At 69.5% G+C, this 16,616-nt stretch carries 13 protein-coding genes; 4 read left to right on the top strand and 9 right to left on the bottom strand.

The annotated features are described in order from the left end of the window. Positions 1-61: 61 nt before the first annotated feature. From CR470_RS08730 to arc, 3 genes are all read right to left on the bottom strand, one after another. Positions 62-280: a ubiquitin-like protein Pup gene (locus CR470_RS08730; protein ID WP_097867003.1), complete on the bottom strand. Its 219-nt coding sequence runs from the start codon at positions 278-280 to the stop codon at positions 62-64. A 130-nt stretch (positions 281-410) separates the two neighbouring features. After that, on the bottom strand, positions 411-1,922 hold the full coding sequence (gene dop / locus CR470_RS08735) for a depupylase/deamidase Dop (protein WP_097866992.1): 1,512 nt from the start codon (positions 1,920-1,922) through the stop codon (positions 411-413). A 233-nt stretch (positions 1,923-2,155) separates the two neighbouring features. Beyond that, positions 2,156-3,922 (bottom strand): proteasome ATPase, encoded by a 1,767-nt coding sequence (gene arc, locus CR470_RS08740; protein WP_097866993.1) that lies wholly within the window; start codon positions 3,920-3,922, stop codon positions 2,156-2,158. Positions 3,923-4,162: 240 nt separating this feature from the next. Here arc and CR470_RS08750 point away from each other — a divergent pair, with 240 nt between their 5' ends. Next, positions 4,163-4,474, top strand: a complete 312-nt coding sequence (locus CR470_RS08750) for a ferredoxin (RefSeq protein ID WP_097866994.1) — start codon at positions 4,163-4,165, stop codon at positions 4,472-4,474. 51 nt (positions 4,475-4,525) lie between these two features. Here the strand turns inward: CR470_RS08750 and CR470_RS08755 are convergent, their stop codons facing one another. The 3 genes from CR470_RS08755 to CR470_RS08765 all read right to left on the bottom strand — a co-directional run bounded on the left by CR470_RS08755 (position 4,526) and on the right by CR470_RS08765 (position 7,544). Further along, positions 4,526-5,107 (bottom strand): hypothetical protein, encoded by a 582-nt coding sequence (locus CR470_RS08755; RefSeq protein ID WP_097866995.1) that lies wholly within the window; start codon positions 5,105-5,107, stop codon positions 4,526-4,528. Positions 5,108-5,289: 182 nt separating this feature from the next. Then, complete coding sequence (locus tag CR470_RS08760; RefSeq protein WP_097866996.1) at positions 5,290-6,201, bottom strand: tRNA (adenine-N1)-methyltransferase; 912 nt, start codon at positions 6,199-6,201, stop codon at positions 5,290-5,292. A 92-nt stretch (positions 6,202-6,293) separates the two neighbouring features. Then, positions 6,294-7,544, bottom strand: coding sequence for a site-2 protease family protein (locus CR470_RS08765; RefSeq protein ID WP_097866997.1), 1,251 nt, complete (start codon positions 7,542-7,544; stop codon positions 6,294-6,296). A 177-nt stretch (positions 7,545-7,721) separates the two neighbouring features. Here CR470_RS08765 and CR470_RS08770 point away from each other — a divergent pair, with 177 nt between their 5' ends. Further along, positions 7,722-8,567, top strand: coding sequence for a RecB family exonuclease (locus tag CR470_RS08770; RefSeq protein WP_257138520.1), 846 nt, complete (start codon positions 7,722-7,724; stop codon positions 8,565-8,567). Positions 8,568-8,576: 9 nt separating this feature from the next. Beyond that, positions 8,577-9,248, top strand: coding sequence for a response regulator (locus CR470_RS08775; protein WP_003970158.1), 672 nt, complete (start codon positions 8,577-8,579; stop codon positions 9,246-9,248). 124 nt (positions 9,249-9,372) lie between these two features. Here CR470_RS08775 and CR470_RS08780 read toward each other — a convergent pair whose 3' ends face one another. From CR470_RS08780 to metH, 3 genes are all read right to left on the bottom strand, one after another. Next, entirely contained in the window at positions 9,373-10,971 is a 1,599-nt protein-coding gene (locus tag CR470_RS08780; RefSeq protein WP_097866999.1) for an ABC transporter substrate-binding protein, read from the bottom strand. Between the two features lie 323 nt (positions 10,972-11,294). After that, positions 11,295-12,005, bottom strand: a complete 711-nt coding sequence (locus CR470_RS08785; protein WP_097867000.1) for an HAD family hydrolase — start codon at positions 12,003-12,005, stop codon at positions 11,295-11,297. Positions 12,006-12,147: 142 nt separating this feature from the next. Beyond that, complete coding sequence (metH, locus tag CR470_RS08790) at positions 12,148-15,666, bottom strand: methionine synthase (protein ID WP_097867001.1); 3,519 nt, start codon at positions 15,664-15,666, stop codon at positions 12,148-12,150. Between the two features lie 240 nt (positions 15,667-15,906). On the opposite strand from metH, the gene CR470_RS08795 reads away from it, so the two are divergent. Next, the coding region (locus CR470_RS08795) for an IclR family transcriptional regulator (RefSeq protein ID WP_097867004.1) at positions 15,907-16,616 on the top strand (710 nt) is incomplete at its 3' end.

The raw sequence follows: 16,616 nt of genomic DNA on the forward strand, positions 1-16,616 counted from the left end.
GTAATCTGCGCGGGTGTTCGCGTGAGCGCCCGGCACACACCCGGGCGTTCACATTGGTGAACTACTGTCCACCCTTTTGAACGAAGGACCGGACGAAATCCTCGGCATTCTCTTCGAGGACGTCGTCGATCTCGTCCAGGACCGAGTCGACGTCGTCGCTCAGCTTCTCCTGGCGCTCCGCGAGGTCCTCGGACACCTGCGCGTCCTGCGCCTGCTCCTCGACCTCCTCGGTGGAACGTGTCGCCTTCTGCTGTCCGCCGCCGGTGTCCTTGGTCGCCATGTAGCTCACCCCGCTCGGTTCGAAGCAATCGAAGCTCTTGATCAGACCCTACCCACGGGGTCCGACATTTGACCCGGTAGTTGGTGCAACGCCCGCGCCTCAGGTGATTGATTCCCAGCCCGGAGGCCTTTCAGCCGCCCGACAGCACGCGGACCAGCTCTTCCGCCGTCCGGCAGCGGTCCAGCAGGTCCTTCACGTGCTCCTTCGTGCCACGCAGCGGTTCCAGGGTGGGCACCCGCTGCAGGGAGTCGCGGTCCGGCAGGTCGAAGATCACCGAGTCCCACGAGGCCGCCGCCACGTCGTCGGCGTACTGCTCCAGGCACCGCCCGCGGAAGTAGGCCCTGGTGTCCTCCGGGGGCTTCGTACGAGCCCTGGTGACCTCGTCCTCGTCCAGGAGGCGCTTCATCTTCCCGCGGGCCGCCAGGCGGTTGTAGAGGCCCTTGTCGGGCCGTACGTCCGCGTACTGGAGATCCACCAGATGCAGCCGGGGCGCGTCCCAGTCCAGCGCGTCGCGGCGGCGGTAGCCCTCCATGAGCTCCCGCTTGGCGATCCAGTCCAGCTCGCCCGCCAGGCTCATCGGATCGGTCTCCAGCCGGTTGAGGGTGTCCTCCCAGCGGGTCAGGATGTCCTTGGTCTGCTCGTCGGCGTCCGCGCCGTACCGCTCGTCGACGTACTTGCGGGCCAGCTCGAAGTACTCCATCTGAAGCTGGACCGCGGTGAGCGTCCGGCCGCTGCGGAGCGTGATCAGCTGCCGGAGGTCCGGGTCGTGGGAGACCTGGTGCAGGGTGCGCACGGGCTGGTCGACCGCGAGGTCGACGTTGATGAAGGCGTCCTCGATCATGGCCAGCACCAGGGACGTGGTGCCGAGCTTGAGATAGGTGGAGATCTCCGAGAGGTTGGCGTCGCCGATGATCACATGGAGCCGGCGGTACTTCTCGGCGTCGGAGTGCGGCTCGTCCCGGGTGTTGATGATGGGGCGCTTGAGCGTGGTCTCCAGGCCGACCTCGACCTCGAAGTAGTCGGCGCGCTGGCTGATCTGGAAGCCGTGCTCGTTGCCGTCCTGGCCGATGCCGACCCGGCCCGCGCCCGTGACGACCTGGCGCGAGACGAAGAACGGCGTCAGGTGGCGCACGATGTCCGAGAACGGCGTCTCCCGCCGCATGAGGTAGTTCTCGTGCGTGCCGTAGGAGGCGCCCTTGTTGTCGGTGTTGTTCTTGTAGAGGTGGATCGGCTGCGCGCCGGGGATCGCGGCCGCCCGCTCGGCGGCCTCCGCCATGATCCGTTCGCCGGCCTTGTCCCAGAGCACCGCGTCGCGCGGATTGGTGATCTCCGGGGAGCTGTATTCGGGGTGCGCGTGGTCGACGTACAGCCGGGCGCCGTTGGTGAGGATGACATTGGCCAGGCCGATGTCCTCGTCGGTGAGCTGACTGGAGTCGGCGGTCTCCCGGGCGAGGTCGAAGCCTCGCGCGTCACGCAGCGGGTTCTCCTCCTCGAAGTCCCAGCGGGCGCGTCGCGCCCGGTGCATCGCCGCCGCGTAGGCGTTGACGATCTGGGACGAGGTGAGCATGGCATTGGCGTTGGGGTGGCCGGGGACGGAGATCCCGTACTCCGTCTCGATGCCCATTACTCGCCGTACGGTCATGCGGCCCTCCTTGCCCGGCGTCGGCCCCTCCGGGAACGACGCTCAAGTACCGCTGCTGTGTCCGGTGCGTATGCGGCGCCCGTCTCCGCACTGCGCGACTCGGCGGTACCGCAGAGCCTAGAGCGCCTCTGCGCCGGTGGGGAGATCAATTACGACATTGCTCCGGCACGGCCGGAACGGGTAATGAAACCGGCTGCGGAGGCCCCTGGGGGCTTCCGCAGCCGGTCCGCGCATTACAGGTACTGGCCGGTGTTGGCCACCGTATCGATGGAGCGTCCGGTGTCCGCGCCCTGCTTTCCGGTGACGAGTGTGCGGATGAAGACGATCCGCTCACCCTTCTTACCGGAAATCCTGGCCCAGTCGTCCGGGTTGGTCGTGTTCGGCAGGTCCTCGTTCTCCTTGAACTCGTCCACGCAGGCCTGCAGGAGATGAGCGACCCGCAGCCCTTTCTGGCCCTGTTCCAGGAATGCCTTGATGGCCATCTTCTTTGCCCGGTCGACGATGTTCTGAATCATCGCGCCGGAGTTGAAGTCCTTGAAGTACAGGACTTCCTTGTCGCCGTTGGCGTACGTCACCTCGAGGAAGCGGTTCTCCTCGGACTCCGTGTACATCCGCTCCACGACGGACTGGATCATGGCGTGGGCGGCGGCCGCCCGGGAGCCGGTGTGCTCGGCCAGATCGTCCGCGTGCAGCGGGAGCCCCGGGGTGAGGTACTTCGCGAAGATGTCCTTCGCCGCCTCGGCGTCCGGACGCTCGATCTTGATCTTCACATCGAGACGGCCGGGGCGCAGGATGGCGGGGTCGATCATGTCCTCGCGGTTGGAGGCGCCGATGACGATGACGTTCTCCAGGCCCTCCACCCCGTCGATCTCGGCGAGCAGCTGCGGGACGATGGTGTTCTCCACGTCCGAGCTGACGCCGCTGCCGCGGGTGCGGAAGAGGGACTCCATCTCGTCGAAGAAGACGATGACGGGGGTGCCCTCGCTCGCCTTCTCCCTCGCACGCTGGAAGACCAGGCGGATGTGCCGCTCGGTCTCGCCGACGTACTTGTTGAGGAGCTCGGGGCCCTTGATATTGAGGAAGTAGCTCTTCCCCGTGGGCTGCCCGGTGACCTCGGCGACCTTCTTGGCGAGCGAATTGGCGACGGCCTTGGCGATGAGCGTCTTGCCACAGCCGGGCGGACCGTAGAGCAGGATGCCCTTCGGCGGGCGAAGCTCGTGCTCCTTGAAGAGGTCGGGGTGCAGGTACGGAAGCTCGACCGCGTCGCGGATCAGCTCGATCTGGTCGCCCAGGCCGCCGATCTTGTCGTAGTCGATGTCCGGGACCTCTTCGAGGACGAGCTCCTCGACCTCGCTCTTGGGGACCACCTCGTAGACGTAACCCGATCTGGAGTCCAGGAGCAGGGCGTCGCCGGAGCGGATGGTGATGTCCAGCAGGGGCTCGGCGAGCCGCACCACCCTCTCCTCGTCGGTGTGCCCGACCACCAGGGCTCGCTCGCCGTCCTCAAGGATCTCCTTGAGGGTGACGATGTCCCCGGCGCGCTCGAACTGCATGGCCTCGACCACGTTGAGCGCTTCGTTGAGCATGACCTCCTGGCCACGCCGGAGCTCCTCGAGCTCGACACTGGGGCTGACGTTCACCCGGAGCTTGCGGCCCCCGGTGAAGATGTCACAGGTGCCGTCCTCGTTGGCCTGCAGGAAGACGCCGAAGCCGGCCGGCGGCTGCGCGAGCCGGTCGACCTCCTCCTTGAGGGCCACGATCTGGTCACGTGCCTCACGGAGCGTGTTGGCGAGCCGCTCGTTCTGTGCGGACACGCCCGCCAGGTTCGTCTGCAACTCGACGATCCGCTCTTCGAGAATCCTCGAGTGACGCGGAGAGTCGGCGAGCTTACGTCGCAGGACGGCGATTTCCTGCTCGAGATAGGCAACCTGGCCGGCTGGGTCCTCTGACCCTCGCGCGGGCCGGATGCCGCGGTTGATGTCGTCGTCGTGGGCTGCCACGGTCCTCACCTCCTCCATGGGGAGCTGGACGCTTCCTGACCCTACCTGGGTGGGTGGTGATTGAAACCCCTAGATCACAAAGACTGCGGGGCGTGTCCGATCTTCACCCTTGCGCTCTCCCTCACGTCAAGGGAATACCCACCCTTCGGCACCGGAAAGCCGCCGGTTGTATCGTCGAACTGTTCAACACCCGTCAGGGCTGGCTCCAATTGGTTCAGATACGCAGGAACGGCAGGACACATGACCGTGCAGCAGGACTCGCCGGGCGACAGTGACACGCAGGACCTGGAGGTCTGGATCGACCAGGACCTCTGTACGGGCGACGGCATCTGTGTGCAGTACGCCCCCGATGTCTTCGAGCTGGACATCGACGGCCTGGCATACGTGAAGAGCAGCGACGACGAACTCCTGCAGAACCCGGGGGCGACCACTCCGGTGCCGCTGCCCCTCCTCCAGGACGTCGTCGATTCGGCCAAGGAGTGCCCCGGGGACTGCATCCATGTGCGGCGCGTCAAGGACAGCGTCGAGGTGTACGGGCCGGACGCCGACTAGCCGACACGGGGCTCGCGCCCCGGCGCAGGCCGGCGTCCCCTCGAAGCGCGCTCAGACGCTGCGCGCGAGGTCCCCGGAGGTGCGGACGAACGCCTTCCCCTTCCATCGCCAGGAGGCCTGTTCCTCCTGGTCGGGGCAGCAGCGGGGCACATCGAGCGAGGAATAGCCGAGGAGGGTCGCCGAGACGAGGCCGTCGCGTACGGCGAGGTCCCCGACCGTCTTCCCGTCAGCGGGGTTCACCAGGGTCGCCACGACCCGGGGTGTGGCCCCGCCGCTCTGTGTCAGGACGTAGATGCCGCCCGGCGGGGTCCCGGATCCGGCGGCGCAGTGCACCACGGCGACGGTTTCCGGCCGCCCGTCGCCGTCGAGGTCCCCGGAGGCCTTCTTCGCGACGGTCGTCCCGACGCCGCCGCACTCCAGCGGGAACTCCACGCCGTCCGGATCGGGGGCGGACGCGGGGGCGCCGTGCTGTGTGGTGGTCCGCTGCTCGGGTGCCGTGGCGGTCGCGGTGGCCGTACGGGGCTGGAGCAGCCCGGCCAGCGCGACGACGCCGGCCATCGCCGCGGCCGTGGCGAGCCAGTGCACCGGCTTGGCGGCGGTGTGGGCGAGATCCGGGAGCGCGGGGGTCTGCACGCGGTATGTCTCCTGATGGTTCCTGGAAGCCCGGTGAGGGGGTGGGGAACACCCCCGAGGGGTTGGCGGCATCGTGCCACACCTCACACCCGGGCGGAACGGCGGGGGCAACGAAAAGGCGCCGCCGCGCGGTTCCCCGGTCGGTCGGGGAACTGCGCGGCGGCGCCGGTGCGTTGGACGGATCAGCCGCGGGAGGCGGCGGAGCCGCTCTGGCTGCCGGGTCCGTCGTAGTCGTCGCCGTAGGCGCCCTTGGACGGGCGGCGGCGGCGCAGCGGCGGCTCGACGCCGTCCGCGAGGCGGCGGGCGGTGACCAGGAAGCCGGTGTGGCCGATCATCCGGTGGTCGGGGCGGACGGCGAGGCCCTCCACGTGCCAGTTGCGGATCATCGACTCCCAGGGCTGCGGTTCGGCGAAGCAGCCGATCTCGCGGATGGACTCGACGGTGCGCGAGAGCTGGGTGGTGGTGGCGACATAGGCGCAGAGGATGCCGCCGGGGACCAGGGCCTTGGAGACGGCCTCCAGGCACTCCCAGGGGGCGAGCATGTCCAGCACGACGCGGTCGACGTCGGTGTCGGAGAGGTTGTCCTGGAGGTCGCCGACGGTCAGCTGCCAGGCCGGGTGCGGGGAACCGAAGTAGCGCTCGACGTTCTGCTGGGCGATCTCGGCGAAGTCCTCGCGGCGCTCGTAGGAGTGCAACATGCCCTGCTCGCCGATGGCGCGCAGCAGGAAGGTGCTGAGCGAGCCGGATCCGACCCCGGCCTCCACGACGCGGGCGCCGGGGAAGATGTCGGCGAAGGCCAGGATCTGGCCGGCGTCCTTGGGGTAGACCACGGCGGCGCCGCGGGGCATGGACAGGACGTAGTCGGGGAGCAGGGGGCGCAGCGCGAGATAGGCGACGTTTCCCGTGGTGCGGACAACACTGCCCTCGGGAGCACCGATCAGCTCGTCGTGCGGGAAAGAACCCTTGTGGGTGTGGAAGTTCTTTCCGGCTTCGAGCGTGAAGGTGTAGTGGCGGCCCTTGGGGTCGGTGAGCTGTACCTGGTCCCCGACCTTGAAGGGCCCACGTCGGCGGGCGGCACCGGTCGGTTCAGACATGTGACCAGCCTACCGGTGATTCCGGGCCCGCCGACCGCCCGGCCGACGCGGTGACCGGCCCGCGAGCCGCCACGCTCCGGACCATGGGGCCCTCAGGCGCCGGGGCGGGCCATGGCCTTGACGAAGGCGCGCTCCACGTCGGCGGTGGAGAGGACTCCGTAGATCTCGCCGGTCTCCTCGACGACCAGGTATTCGGTGGCGGGGGTGGCCTTGAGCCGGTCCAGGAGGGCTTCGCCGGCCAGTTCCGCGGGCACTTTCATGCCGTCGGTGAGGTCCTGTGCGAGGCCGCTGACGGCGACCCAGGGTCGGCGGTGTTCGGGGACGCCGACGATGGCGGCCTCGCGGACGACGCCCTTGGGGTTGCCCTGCCCGTCGACGACGACCAGGGCGCGGGCGCCCGCCTCGTTGGCCCGGCGCAGCGCTTCGGAGAGCGGGGTGGCGGACTCGACGGGGACGGCGCGGCGGGTCAGGGTGCGGGCCCGGAGGTCGGGCAGGTGCTCGCGGAGGCGGGCCATGCGCAGGCTGTTCCCGGCGCCGGTCCAGATGATGCCGGCGAGGATCGCGGCGAGGAGCGCGTCCATGACGGTCTCGACCCCGCCGATGTCCTGGGCGGTGCCGCCCAGGGTTCCGGTGTGGGTGAGCAGCGGCAGTCCGACGAGGACGACGACGGCGAGCCCGCGTCCGACCCAGGCGGCGGCGATGGTGCCGCTCATGGGCTTGCCGGTGATCTTCCAGACAACGGCGCGGAGCATCCGGCCGCCGTCGAGGGGCAGGCCGGGCAGCAGGTTGAAGGCGGCCACGATGAGGTTGGAGATCATCAGGCCCGCGACCAGGACGCCGGGGACCGTGCCGGGCTCGACGAGCTGCATCGCGCCGTAGAAGACGCCGCCGAGCACCAGGGACAGGAGCGGTCCGACGAAGGCGAGGACGAACTCGCGGCCGGGCGTCTCACTCTCCTTCTCGATCTCCGAGACCCCGCCGAAGAACTGGAGCTGGATACGGCGGACCGGGAGTTTGTAGCGCAGTGCGGCGACCGTGTGGGCCAGTTCGTGGACGAGCACGGAGGCGTAGAAGGCGATGGCGAAGAACAGGGCGACGAGGTAGCGGGCGGCGCCCAGCTCGGGCAGCACGCGGTCGAGCTGGCCGCCGAACACCCAGGTGATCAGCGCGGCGACGACGAACCAGCTGGGGGCGACGTAGACGGGCACGCCGAAGGGCCGGCCCATGAGCAGGCCGCCGCCGGGCTCGGCGGGGCGTTTCGGCTGGCCGTTGTCGGGATCGGCGCCGGGGGCCGTTCCCCCTGCGCCGGGCTGCGGCCGCCCGCTGTCGCCGCTGTCGTCCACGGGGTCCCTTCGGTTCGGTGAGTGGCGTTTGCCACGATCATGCAGTGTGCGAGGGTCTGCCGTCGATGGTATGCCGCTCGCTGTCAGTGGCGGGCCGTAGGGTCTGGAGACATGACTTCCGTGCCGCGGCCGCCCCAGCCGCCTTCGTCCCTGTCGCCGTCGCGGGCGAGCGATTTCATGCAGTGTCCCTTGCTCTACCGCTTCCGGGTCATCGACAAGCTGCCGGAGAAGCCCAGCGAGGCGGCTACCCGCGGCACGCTGGTCCATGCGGTGCTGGAGCGGCTCTTCGACGCTCCGGCGGCCGACCGGACGGCGCCGCGGGCGCGGGCGCTGATTCCCGGCCAGTGGGACCGGCTGCTGGAGTCGAAGCCGGAGCTGACCGGGCTGTTCGCCGGGGACACCGAGGGCGAGCGCCTGACGCGCTGGCTGGGTGAGGCGGAGCGGTTGGTGGACCGCTGGTTCTCGCTGGAGGACCCGACGCGCCTGGAGCCGGCGGAGCGTGAGCTGTTCGTCGAGACGGAGCTGGAGTCGGGGCTGCGGCTGCGCGGGGTGATCGACCGGGTGGACGTCGCGCCGAGCGGCGAGGTCCGGATCGTCGACTACAAGACGGGGAAGGCGCCGCGGCCGGAGTATTCCGAGGGTCCGCTGTTCCAGATGACGTTCTACGCGCTGGTGATCTGGCGGCTGAAGGGCGTGGTGCCGCGCCGCCTCCAGCTGGTCTACCTGGGCAGCGGGGACGTGCTGACGTACGACCCGGTGGTGGCTGACCTGGAGCGGGTGGAGCGCAAGCTGCTGGCGCTGTGGGACGCGATCTCGCTGGCGACGGAGACCGGTGACTGGCGGCCGCGGCCGACGAAGCTGTGCGGCTGGTGCGACCACCAGGCCGTCTGTCCGGAATTCGGCGGGACTCCCCCGGTGTATCCGCTGTCGGTACGCCCTGCGGATTCGGGTGAGGACGGCCAGGGCAGAATGGGACCGGTCCAGGCCGAGGCCGGCCGTGCCGTGGCCCTTGAGGGCCCTTAAGGAGTTCCTGTGGCGATCCGCGTCCTTCTGGTCGATGACCAGCCTCTGCTGCGCACCGGTTTCCGGATGATTCTGGAGGCCGAAGGCGATCTGGCGGTGGTCGGTGAGGCCGGTGACGGTCTGCAGGCCATCGATCAGGTGCGGGCGCTGCAGCCCGATGTGGTGCTGATGGATATCCGGATGCCGCGGATGGACGGGGTGGAGGCGACCCGTCAGATCACCGGCCCCGGGAAGGACGGCCCGGCGAAGGTGCTGGTGCTGACCACCTTCGATCTCGACGAGTACGTGGTGGAGGCGCTGCGTGCGGGGGCGAGCGGCTTCCTGCTGAAGGACGCTCCGGCGGCCGAGCTGGTGCAGGCGATCCGCGTGGTGGCGGCGGGCGAGGCGATGCTCGCGCCGAGCATCACACGGCGGCTGCTGGACAAGTACGCGGATCATCTGCCGTCCGGTGAGGACCCGGTGCCGGACGCCCTGCACACGCTGACGGACCGTGAGGTCGAGGTGCTGAAGCTGGTGGCGCGGGGCCTGTCCAACGCGGAGATCGCGGCGGATCTGTTCGTCAGCGAGACGACGGTCAAGACGCATGTGGGCCATGTGCTCACGAAGTTGGGCCTGCGTGACCGCGTGCAGGCCGCGGTGTACGCGTACGAGAGCGGGCTGGTGCGTCCCGGCGCGCAGTAGCGGCCCCGCACACCCGCACCGCGACACGCACAGCACGCACACGCGCATTCGACGACGAAGCCGTCCGGCCCGTCCCCGTCCTGGGAAAGGAGGGGGACGGGCCGGACGGCTTTCCGGTCAGGTCTCAGACGCCGGGCCGGTTGAGCTCCCAGAGCTGGAGCTCGGAGGTGGCGCTGACGGAACGCTCCACCCCGGCGATCCCGTCGCGGGAGGCCACGTACTGCTTGCCCTGCCAGATCGGCAGCACCGGCACATCGGTGGCGACGATGTCCTGGAGCTTCTCGTAGGTGGTGGCGGCGGCGGTGCGGTCGGTCTCGCGGCGGGACGCCGGGATGAGGACCTTCTGCGCCTCGCGCGACCGGTAGGGCGAGTTGAGGAAGTTGTTCTCGTCCAGGAAGGGCGCGGTGTAGTTGTCCGGGTCCGGGAAGTCGGGGAACCAGCCCATGCCGTAGGCCGCGTAGTCGCCGCGCTTCTGCTCGGGGCGGTACTCCGACCACTCCTTGCCCTGGATGGAGACGTCGAAGAGGCCCGAGCTGTTCAGCTGCTGCCGGATCGCCTTGAACTCCTCGGCGGTGGCCGGGCCGTAGTGGTCGCTGGTGTAGTGCAGGGTGAACTTCACCGGCGTCTTGATCCCGCCGTCGCGGAGGATCGCCGCGGCCTTGGCGGTGCTGGGCTCGCCGTACTTGTTGAAGAAGGCGTTGGTGTGCCCGGCGATGCTGGACGGGATCAGCGAGTAGAGCGGTTCGGCGGTGGTGCCGTACACCTTGCCCGCGATCTCGCCCCGGTCGACGAGCTGCGCCATGGCCTGCCGGACGGACTTGTTGACCACGGGGTCCTTGGTGTTGAACCCGACGTAGCTGATGGCCAGGCCGGGCAGCTCGGTGAGCTCGATGCCCTCCTTCGGCGCCACGAGCATGTCCCGGGCCTGCTGGGGTGACATCGCCCGGGTCATCATGTCGATCTTCTTCTCGTCGAGCGCCTTGCCCATGGCCTCGGCGTCACGGAAGAGGTCCATCTCGACCTTGTCGTTGAGGACCTTCAGCTCGCCCTTGTACGAGGGGTTCCTGTCGAAGACGATCTTGACGACCCGGCCGTCCTCGACCTGCGGCTTCATGGTGTACGGGCCGGAGCCGTTCACCTGGAAGCCGGCGCGTCCCTTCTTCGCCGGGTACTGCGCCTTCGGGACGATGCCGGCGGCGGGGGTGGCGAGCTTGTACGGGAAGGTCGCGTCGGGCGTGTTCAGGTGGAAGATCACCTGGTCGTCGCCCTTGGTCTCGATCATGTCGATGTTGGCGAGCAGTCCGACGGGCCCGCTGTCCGCGTCGATGTCGATGACGCGCTGGATGGAGTGCTTCACATCCTCGGCGCTGACGGGCGTCCCGTCGGCGAACGTGAGGCCCGCCCGCAGGGTGCAGCGGTAGCTCTCGTTCGCGGTGTCGGTGAAGGCGCAGCTACGGGCGGCCTCGGGCACCGGCTCGCCGCCACCGCCCGGCACCGTGGTGAGGGTCTGCACGGTCTGCCGCAGGACGTTCCAGACGCCCGCTTCGTAGCCGACGGCCGGGTCGAGCGGCGCGGGGTTCTCCTTGGAGGCCACGAGCTGGTCCGTGGTGCCGACGACGATGGCTCCCTTGCCACCGGCGCCGCTGTCCGTGCTGCCGCAGGCGGCGAGCACGGGGGCGAGCAGGCCGACGACGGCCGGCAGCACCAGGGTCTTGCGGTTCATGTGGACGTTCTCCCTCATCCCGGCAGGTGAGGAATCAAAGCTAGTAGCCGCGGGTGGCCCCTCCGACCGTCCGGCGAACGGCTCCCGCTCCCCCGACGGCCGGAGGGGGCGACATACGATCACCATTACGGACAGCTCACCCGATCCCGGCGGCACGCCGGAGACCCGCAGGTGAGAAAGGTCACCCGCCAGGCCTCTTCACACAAGCACCCTGCAACTGATCCACATCCATGGAACGTTGCCGGAACGCACACGGAGGTGCCCAGAAAATCCGCTGTTCGTTCACAAGTGCGCGCTCGGCGCGGGTGCCCGCTCGGCGCGGGTCAGCCCGTTCCGCCCGCTCCGGTGATGAGCTTGCGCAGGAAGGCGAGGTCGACCTCTTCGAGGGAGCCGACGACCACGCGTCCGGCCGCGGGTGCGATGGGGGCGACGGACGGCACGGCGACGACCCGGCAGCCGGCGGCCTCGGCGGCGGCCACACCGGTCGCGGTGTCCTCGATGACGGCGCAGCGCCAGGGGTCGGCGCCGAAGCCCGCGGCCGCGGTGAGGTAGGGCTCGGGGTGGGGCTTGGTCCGGGCGACCTCGTCCCCGGCGACGGTGAGCGCGAAGTGGTGACGGCCCACCGATTCCAGCACCCGGTCGATGATCCGGCGGTGGGAGGCCGAGACGAGCGCGGTGGGCACCTCGTACGCGGCCAGCTCGGCGAGCAGCCGCTCGGCCCCCGGCATCAGCGGCACGCCGAGGGCGATGCGGCTCTCGAATCCGTCGTTGAGCAGCACGGTCAGCTCGTCCAGCCGGATGTCGGCGCCGGTGACGTCGATGAGGTAGCCGGCGCTGCGGGTCATCGGACCGCCGACGACCACGTCCCGCCAGGACTCGTCCAGCCGGTGTCCGAGACCGGCGAAGACCTCCTTCTCGACGTCCCACCAGAAGCCCTCGGTATCGACCAGGGTTCCGTCCATGTCGAGAAGGACCGCCTGCAGGGCGGCGCCTTCGGCCGTGCGGGTCAAGGACGCGGGGACCGTACTGGTCATCCGGCACACCTTCCGTAGGGGACGAGAAGGCCGGCCGCCATTCCCGGAACGGGAGGGCGACCGGCCTGCACTGGACCGACCAGTCTACGACGTGTCCGGCCGCGGTGCGCGAAGGGCGCGGGACCGCGGGGGAAACACGCGGCTACCGGGCGTTGAAGTACTTCGCCTCGGGGTGGTGGATGACGATGGCGTCGGTGGACTGCTCCGGGTGGAGCTGGAACTCCTCGGAGAGGTGCACGCCGATCCGCTCCGGCTGCAGGAGGTCGGCGATCTTGGCCCGGTCCTCCAGGTCCGGGCACGCCCCGTAACCGAGGGAGAACCGTGCGCCGCGGTACTTCAGCGCGAACATGTCCTCGACGTCCGTCGGGTCCTCCCCGGCGAAGCCGAGCTCGCTGCGGACCCGGGCGTGCCAGTACTCGGCGAGCGCCTCGGCGAGCTGGACGGAGAGGCCGTGCAGCTCCAGGTAGTCGCGGTAGGAGTTGGCGGCGAACAGTTCGGCGGTTGCCTCGCCGATCCGGGAGCCGACGGTGACGATCTGGAGGCCGATGACGTCGGTCTCGCCGGACTCCTCGGGACGGAAGAAGTCGGCGAGGCAGAGGCGGCGGCCGCGGCGCTGGCGCGGGAAGGTGAAGCGGGTGCGCTCGGAGCCGTCCTCGTGGAGGAGGACCAGGTCGTCGCCCTTGGAGACGCAGGGGAAGTAGCCGTAGACGACGGCCGCTTCCAGGAGGTTGTTCGACTGGAGGTGGTCGAGCCAGCCGCGCAGGTGCGGGCGTCCCTCCGTCTCCACCAGCTCCTCGTACGTCGGTCCGTCGCCGGTCCGGGCCTGCTTGAGGCCCCACTGGCCCTTGAACAGCGCGCCCTCGTCGAGCCAGGAGGCGTAGTCCTTGAGCGGAATCCCCTTGATGACGCGGGTGCCCCGGAACGGCGGGGTGGGAATGGGGTTGGTGGTGGAGACGTCCGAGCGCACCGAACCCTCGGGCTCCTCGACCTCCAGCACGGCCGCGTCGGTGTTCTTCTTGGGTACCCGGCGCTGCTTGAGCTCGGGCAGGACCGCGCCCGGCACACCGCGCTTGACGCCGATGAGCGCGTCCATGAGGCGCAGACCCTCGAAGGCGTCGCGGGCGTAGCGGACCTCGCCCTCGTAGATCTCGTGCAGATCCTGCTCGACGTAGGCCCGGGTCAGCGCGGCGCCACCGAGGATGACGGGGAAGTCGGCGGCCATCTTGCGCTGGTTGAGCTCCTGAAGGTTCTCCTTCATGATCACCGTCGACTTCACCAGGAGGCCGGACATGCCGATCACGTCCGCGCGGTGCTCCTCGGCGGCCTCCAGGATCGCGGAGACGGGCTGCTTGATGCCGAGGTTGACGACGTTGTAGCCGTTGTTGGAGAGGATGATGTCGACGAGGTTCTTGCCGATGTCGTGGACGTCGCCGCGGACGGTGGCGAGCACGATCGTGCCCTTGCCGTCGTCGTCGGTCTTCTCCATGTGCGGCTCCAGATGGGCCACCGCGGTCTTCATGACCTCGGCCGACTGGAGCACGAACGGCAGCTGCATCTGGCCGGAGCCGAACAGCTCACCGACCACCTTCATGCCTTCCAGCAGCGTGTTGTTGACGATGTCGAGGGCCGGGGTGTCCTGGAGGGCCTCGTCCAGGTCGGCCTCCAGGCCGTTCTTCTCGCCGTCGATGATGCGGCGCTGGAGGCGCTCGTCCAGCGGCAGGGCCATCAGCTCCTCGGCCTTGCCCGCCTTCATCGACTTCATGTTGACGCCCTCGAAGAGCTCCATGAGCTTCTGGAGGGGGTCGTAGCCCTCGGCGCGGCGGTCGTAGATCAGATCGAGGGCGACCTTGACCTGCTCCTCCTCCAGCCGGGCGATCGGCAGGATCTTCGAGGCGTGCACGATCGCGGAGTCCAGGCCCGCCTTGACGCACTCGTCGAGGAAGACGGAGTTCAGCACGACCCGGGCGGCCGGGTTCAGGCCGAAGGAGATGTTGGAGAGGCCCAGCGTGGTCTGGACGTCCGGGTGACGCTTCTTCAGCTCACGGATCGCCCCGATGGTGGCGATGCCGTCGCCCCGGGACTCCTCCTGACCGGTGCAGATGGTGAAGGTCAGGGTGTCGATGAGGATGTCCGACTCGTGGATGCCCCAGTTGGTGGTGAGGTCCTCGATCAGCCGCTCGGCGATGGCGACCTTGTGCTCGACCGTACGGGCCTGGCCCTCCTCGTCGATCGTCAGCGCGATCAGCGCGGCCCCGTGCTCGGAGGCCAGGGCGCTGACCTGCGCGAACCGCGACTCCGGGCCGTCACCGTCCTCGTAGTTCACCGAGTTCAGCACGGCACGGCCGCCGAGCTTCTCCAGGCCGGCCCGCAGCACGGGCAGCTCCGTGGAGTCCAGCACGACCGGAAGGGTCGAGGCCGTCGCGAAACGGCCGGCCAGCTCCGCCATGTCCGCGACCCCGTCACGGCCCACGTAGTCGACGCAGAGATCGAGCATGTGCGCGCCCTCGCGGATCTGGTCCCGGGCCATCTCCACGCAGTCGTCCCAGCGGGCCTCCAGCATGGCCTCGCGGAACTTCTTGGACCCGTTCGCGTTCGTCCGCTCCCCGATCGCCAGGTACGCGGTGTCCTGCCGGAAGGGGACCGTCTGGTACAGCGAGGCCGCACCCGGCTCGGGGCGCGGTTCCCGCTCGGGCGGCGTGATCCCGCGGACCCGCTCCACCACCTGGCGCAGATGCTCCGGCGTCGTACCGCAGCAGCCACCGATGAGGGAGAGGCCGTAGTCCCGGACGAAGTGCTCCTGGGAGTCGGCGAGGCCTTCGGGGCCGAGCGGGAAGTGCGCGCCGTCCTTGGTGAGGACGGGCAGGCCGGCGTTGGGCATGCACATCAGGGGCGTACGGGAGTGGCGGGCGAGGTAACGCAGGTGCTCGTTCATCTCGTCCGGGCCGGTCGAGCAGTTCAGACCGATCAGGTCGATGCCCAGCGGCTCCAGGGCGGTCAGGGCGGCGCCGATCTCGGAGCCGAGCAGCATGACGCCGGTCGTCTCGAACGCGAGGGAGCAGATCAGGGGCACGTGGACACCGAGGGCGTCCATCGCCCGGCGCGCGCCGATGATGCTGGACTTCGTCTGCAGCAGGTCCTGGGTGGTCTCGACGATCAGGGCGTCGGAGCCGCCCGCGAGGAGGCCCTCGGCGTTCTTCTGGTAGCCGTCGCGCAGGACGTCGTACGTGATGTGGCCGAGCGAGGGCAGCTTGGTGCCGGGGCCGATCGAGCCGAGGACCCAGCGCTGCCGGCCGTCCTGGGCACCGAACTCGTCGGCGACCTCACGGGCGATCCGGGCGCCCGACTCGGAGAGCTCGAAGATCCGGTCGGCGATCTCGTACTCGTTCGCGGCGGAGTGGTTCGCGCCGAAGGTGTTGGTCTCGACGCAGTCGACGCCGGCCGCGAAGTATTCCTCGTGGACCGAGCGCACGATGTCGGGCCGGGTGACGTTCAGGATCTCGTTGCAGCCTTCGAGGTTCTCGAAGTCCTCCAGCGTGGGGTCCTGTGCCTGGAGCATGGTGCCCATCGCCCCGTCGGCCACCACCACACGGGTGGAGAGTGCTTCTCGGAGTGCGTCTGCGCGGGTCCGGCTGTCGGCGGCGGATGTCGGCAACGAGGCCATGGATGATCTCCCAGGGATGCGACGGCTGTCGGCTTTGCGTCCTTCTTGGGGAAGGCGCACCTCGCCAGCGTAGCCGGACGGCGCCCGGGACCGTAGGGGACGTCCATGGGGCGGACTGCATGCTGTGCGGGTGCGGCGCGCGCGGCGCGGTGGCGGAGACTTTCCCCCGGAGTCCGGCGCAGGTCGGCATCGACCGATAGTGTTCAGCATTGTCGAACCGAGGTGGAGGAGTACGGCGCGATGGCCAAGAACATCCAGTCGCTGGAGCGGGCGGCCGCGATGCTGCGTCTGCTGGCGGGCGGCGAGCGCCGGCTCGGGCTCTCCGACATCGCCTCCTCGCTGGGGCTGGCCAAGGGCACCGCGCACGGCATTCTGCGCACGCTCCAACTGGAGGGCTTCGTCGAGCAGGACACGGCGTCGGGGCGCTACCAGTTGGGTGCGGAGCTACTGAGGCTGGGCAACAGCTATCTGGACGTCCACGAGTTGCGGGCGCGCGCCCTGGTCTGGACGGACGACCTGGCCCGCTCCAGCGGCGAGAGCGTCCACCTCGGGGTGCTGCACCAGCACGGCGTACTGATCGTCCACCACGTCTTCCGGCCCGACGACAGCCGCCAGGTGCTGGAGGTCGGGGCCATGCAGCCGTTGCACTCCACGGCGCTGGGCAAGGTGCTGTCCGCGTACGACCCGGTGGCCCACAGCGAGGTCATGGAGGCGGAGCGCCGCTCCTTCACCGGGCGCACCGTCACCGCCGCCGACGCCTTCGAGTCGATGCTCGACCTGATCCGGGCGCAGGGCTGGGCCGCCGACGCCGAGGAGACCTGGGAGGGCGTCGCCGCCGTGGCCGCCCCGGTGCACGACCGGCGCAGGATGCCCGTGGGGGCCGTCGCCGTGACGGGCGCGGTGGAGCGCGTGGCTCCGGGCGGGGCGCTGCGCCCCGAGCTGATCGCGGC

The organism is Streptomyces sp. rh34 (assembly GCF_002551245.1).
GTDB lineage: Bacteria > Actinomycetota > Actinomycetes > Streptomycetales > Streptomycetaceae > Streptomyces.

Coding starts and splice junctions, on each gene's coding strand:
- CR470_RS08730 (WP_097867003.1), bottom strand. CDS start 280: ATGGCGACCAAGGACACCGGCGGCGGACAGCAGAAGGCGACACGTTCC.
- dop (WP_097866992.1), bottom strand. CDS start 1,922: ATGACCGTACGGCGAGTAATGGGCATCGAGACGGAGTACGGGATCTCC.
- CR470_RS08750 (WP_097866994.1), top strand. CDS start 4,163: ATGACCGTGCAGCAGGACTCGCCGGGCGACAGTGACACGCAGGACCTG.
- CR470_RS08760 (WP_097866996.1), bottom strand. CDS start 6,201: ATGTCTGAACCGACCGGTGCCGCCCGCCGACGTGGGCCCTTCAAGGTC.
- CR470_RS08770 (WP_257138520.1), top strand. CDS start 7,722: ATGCAGTGTCCCTTGCTCTACCGCTTCCGGGTCATCGACAAGCTGCCG.
- CR470_RS08780 (WP_097866999.1), bottom strand. CDS start 10,971: ATGAACCGCAAGACCCTGGTGCTGCCGGCCGTCGTCGGCCTGCTCGCC.
- CR470_RS08785 (WP_097867000.1), bottom strand. CDS start 12,005: ATGACCAGTACGGTCCCCGCGTCCTTGACCCGCACGGCCGAAGGCGCC.
- metH (WP_097867001.1), bottom strand. CDS start 15,666: ATGGCCTCGTTGCCGACATCCGCCGCCGACAGCCGGACCCGCGCAGAC.